This window comes from Wolbachia endosymbiont of Drosophila barbarae, assembly GCF_044752445.1.
GTDB classification, from domain to species: domain Bacteria; phylum Pseudomonadota; class Alphaproteobacteria; order Rickettsiales; family Anaplasmataceae; genus Wolbachia; species Wolbachia pipientis.
The window spans coordinates 1-3,872 of sequence record NZ_JBIXJM010000157.1 but is presented as its reverse complement, the minus strand read 5'-3'; the positions used below and the strand labels follow the sequence as shown (position 1 = coordinate 3,872).

Annotated in this window: 3 protein-coding genes and 2 tRNA genes; 4 read left to right on the top strand and 1 reads right to left on the bottom strand. The window is 37.6% G+C overall.

Annotation, left to right across the window (positions count from 1 at the left end):
* Positions 1-447: 447 nt before the first annotated feature.
* Positions 448-942, bottom strand: a complete 495-nt coding sequence (locus ACIPNH_RS02940; RefSeq protein WP_400771633.1) for a hypothetical protein — start codon at positions 940-942, stop codon at positions 448-450.
* A gap of 205 nt (positions 943-1,147) precedes the next feature.
* Here ACIPNH_RS02940 and carA point away from each other — a divergent pair, with 205 nt between their 5' ends.
* The 4 genes from carA (at position 1,148) to tuf (ending at position 3,871) form a co-directional block, all read left to right on the top strand.
* Positions 1,148-2,347: a glutamine-hydrolyzing carbamoyl-phosphate synthase small subunit gene (gene carA, locus ACIPNH_RS02935; RefSeq protein WP_010962760.1), complete on the top strand. Its 1,200-nt coding sequence runs from the start codon at positions 1,148-1,150 to the stop codon at positions 2,345-2,347.
* A 114-nt stretch (positions 2,348-2,461) separates the two neighbouring features.
* Positions 2,462-2,544: transfer RNA gene (locus ACIPNH_RS02930), tRNA-Tyr, on the top strand.
* Positions 2,545-2,548: 4 nt separating this feature from the next.
* Positions 2,549-2,619: transfer RNA gene (locus tag ACIPNH_RS02925), tRNA-Gly, on the top strand.
* 79 nt (positions 2,620-2,698) lie between these two features.
* Positions 2,699-3,871: an elongation factor Tu gene (gene tuf, locus ACIPNH_RS02920; RefSeq protein ID WP_010962759.1), complete on the top strand. Its 1,173-nt coding sequence runs from the start codon at positions 2,699-2,701 to the stop codon at positions 3,869-3,871.
* The last annotated feature ends 1 nt before the right edge of the window (position 3,872 follow it).

Genomic DNA, 3,872 nt, shown 5'->3' with positions numbered 1-3,872 from the left:
ACTCAACCTCCTTATCATCTTCTATCCTTATCTTATCACATCCGGACTTCTATGAAAAGAGCTATAACTGTACGAACGTTTGTTTGTGAAGAAATGTTATAGCAGGTTTTGCCTCAAACACAAAGGTGTCATTCCAGTGCTTGACACTGGAATCCAGCCCTTTTACGCAGTCCCATTAAAAACGTTGTATTTTAACGTAGGATTAGCTACTTTTATACTCACCAATTTAATCTCTAATCAAAATTCCTGGATCCCAGTGTCTGGGCACTGGGATGACATCCTCCCTAGTGGATTCAAATCACAATATTCGTATAGTAAGCACTGACCACTTTTGCTTCAATATTTGCGATGCCCCTGAACAGATACAATTATTCTATTATCAGGAGGATGCCATTAATCGCTTTATATAATGCTACTTGTAACACTTATGCCCTGAACGGAGACAGTTTAGGCTGTTATGCCTGGCGGCTTTGTTGGAATAAGTTTTTCAACACTGCTAACAATAAAATTGATTGTATCGTTAGCTACCTTATCGAATTTATCATTTATCTCTTTTCCTATTTCTTGATTTTTAACATATTCGTGTAGAGCTAAAGCAGTTATAGCTGCACATGCTGCAATTAAGCCAGTTTGTGCTATAATGAATAGTGATAATCCTCCTACGAATATAGATGTTAATCCAATAGCCAGGTTTATAATTTTACTTTGTGTTGTTTGTTGCGTCGCTTGGCTTTGATCTGCCTGTTTATCCTCTAAAGCATTCGATATTGTTTTTAAGGCAACTTTTATCGCTATTGCTGCAACTGAAACCATAATTAGCCCTATAGCTATTTTTGCTAAAAGAAGAATCGACGGTAGCATCATTACAAATAATAGCGCGCCAATTCCTCCAGCTAACCACTTCTCATTTATTTTTTTTGATTGATTTGTACCAGTGTTCATTATTACCCTCCACTTTACTTATGATTTACCTATATCTAATACGAAATATGAAGGTAGTCAACTATATATTTTATATGAAAGATTGTATTAAAAGTTTTTCATGTTATTTTTTGCTGCTTCGTGGTTAAATTTGGAATTTTAGAAAGAGTTACGTATTATTTGAAATTCTTGTATACTGTTTTGAATCAGTTAAATAGATAATGAAGTGCAGGACGCAGTTTTAATTTTACAAGATGGCAAGTGCTTTTGGGGAAAATCAGTAGGTAAAAAAGGCAAGTGCATAGGCGAGGTTTGTTTTACCACTGGTATGACCGGTTATCAGCATACTATAACTGATCCTTCTTTTGCCGATCAAATTATAACGTTCACTTTTCCTCATATTGGTAACATTGGAATAAACCATAAAGATAATGAAGGAAAGAAAATTTTTGCAAGTGGTGTGGTTATGCGTGAACTTTCTTCTATGTCCCACCCTTCTTCATATATCAGTTTAAATGATTGGTTAGAGAAAAATAACGTGATTGGGATATCAGGAGTTGATACTAGAGCTTTAACAAGACATTTGAGAGAACATGGATCTCAAAATGGAATGATATGCTCATCGAGTAAGGCGCATGCATTAGACAAATTGAAGGAATACAAACCTGTAAATGGGATAGAAATAACTAATAAGGTTAGTTTAAATAACAGTTTTGAAAATAATAGACTAGCGGAGCACTTTGTCATCCAAGTAGCTGACTACTCGGATCCAGCAAAAAATATATGGATTCCAGTGTCACGCACTGGAATGACATCAGATAGAGCTATTGACCTTAATGCAAAATATAGGATTGTAATCGTTGATTTTGGCGTAAAAATCAGTATAGTTTCACGCTTAATAGAACTTGGTTGTACAGTTGAATTAATCAGACCAAGCACAGGTTTTGCTCAAAAAGTGTTGAGTATGAATCCAGATGGTATAGTGCTTTCAAATGGTCCTGGTGATCCGCAAGAAATAGGAGAAAGTGTAGTTTCAGAAATAGACATTATTATAAAATCTAAAATACCAATTTTTGGCATATGCATGGGCCATCAATTACTTGCGATTACTTTGGGGGCAAAGACCATCAAGATGGATATAGGTCACCGAGGGAGTAACCATCCAGTTTATGATGTAATTAGTGGAAAAGTTGAGATCACTAGCCAAAATCATGGTTTTGTTGTTGATTCAGCTTCTCTTCCAAGTAATGTTGAAATTACTCACATTTCTCTATTTGATAATAGTGTAGAGGGAATAATGATGAAGGATTACCTAGTCTTTTCTGTGCAATATCATCCAGAAGAAGCGCCAGGTACGCATGATTCGCATTATTTGTTTAGGCGTTTTATTGGCAATATTGTGTTATATAAAATGAAATCTGCATGATTTTAATCAGGGTAGGTTTTATTGCTTGATTTTTTAATTTTAGGCGTTTAGTATTAAATACAATAAGAGCTTAAGTTAAAATGCTAAAATAGTATTCTCTTAACAAATTTTTGCGGAGGAGTGACCGAGTGGTTAAAGGTAACAGACTGTAAATCTGTCCGCGTGAGCGTACGTAGGTTCAAATCCTACCTCCTCCATTGTGCGGGTATAGCTCAATGGTAGAGCTCTAGCCTTCCAAGCTAGTGACGTGGGTTCGATTCCCACTATCCGCTCTTTTTTTTTGTTGTATTTTTATAAAATCAACATATTATTTATTGATGTATTTGTATTTTAGGTAGAAAAGTTTAAATTATGACAGCAATAGTGGAAGCATTTGGAAAGCCGCATGTAAATGTGGGAACAATAGGACATGTGGATCATGGGAAGACGACGTTAACAGCGGCGATAACGAAGCATTATGGAAATTTTGTAGCGTACGATCAGATAGATAAAGCGCCAGAAGAAAGGAAGAGGGGGATAACGATAGCAACAGCGCATGTTGAGTATCAGACGGAAAAAAGGCATTATGCACACGTTGATTGTCCTGGACACGCTGACTATGTAAAGAACATGATAGTAGGTGCAGCACAGATGGATGCGGCGATATTGGTAGTGTCGGGGGTTGATGGGCCAATGCCACAAACGAGAGAGCATATATTGCTGGCGAAGCAGGTAGGTGTTGGATATATCGTGGTGTATATAAACAAAGCTGATGTTGCTGATGCTGATATGATAGATTTAGTAGAAATGGAAGTGAGGGAATTACTGAGTAAATACGGATTTCCAGGGGATGAAGTGCCTGTGGTGGTTGGTTCAGCGCTCAAGGCGCTGGAGGATGACAGCAGCGAATATGGAAAGAAATCAATAGACAAATTGATGGAAAAGTTAGATGAATATGTAGCGGTTCCACCAAGGCCTGTGGATTTACCATTTTTATTGCCAATCGAAGATGTATTTTCGATATCGGGGCGAGGAACAGTGGTAACAGGAAGAATAGAGAAGGGAGAGATAAAGACGGGAGAAGAGATAGAGATAATAGGTCTGAAAGCGACGCAAAAGACGATATGCACAGGTGTAGAAATGTTTAAGAAGTTGCTGGATAAGGGAAGTGCAGGACTCAATGTAGGAATATTGTTAAGAGGAACAAAAAGAGAAGAAGTAGAGAGAGGGCAAGTATTGGCAAAACCGGGGACGATAACGCCGCATAGAAAGTTTAAGGCGGAGGTTTATATATTAAAGAAAGAGGAAGGAGGAAGGCATACACCATTTTTTGCGAATTACCAGCCACAGTTTTATTTAAGGACAACGGATGTAACTGGGAGCATAAAATTGCTAGATGGGAAGGAGATGGTAATGCCAGGAGATAATGTGAGTGTAGAAGTAGAATTGCAAGTACCGATAGCAATGGATAAGGGATTGCGTTTTGCGATAAGAGAAGGCGGTAGAACTGTTGGTTCTGGTGTTGTTTCTGAAATTTTGGAGTGAG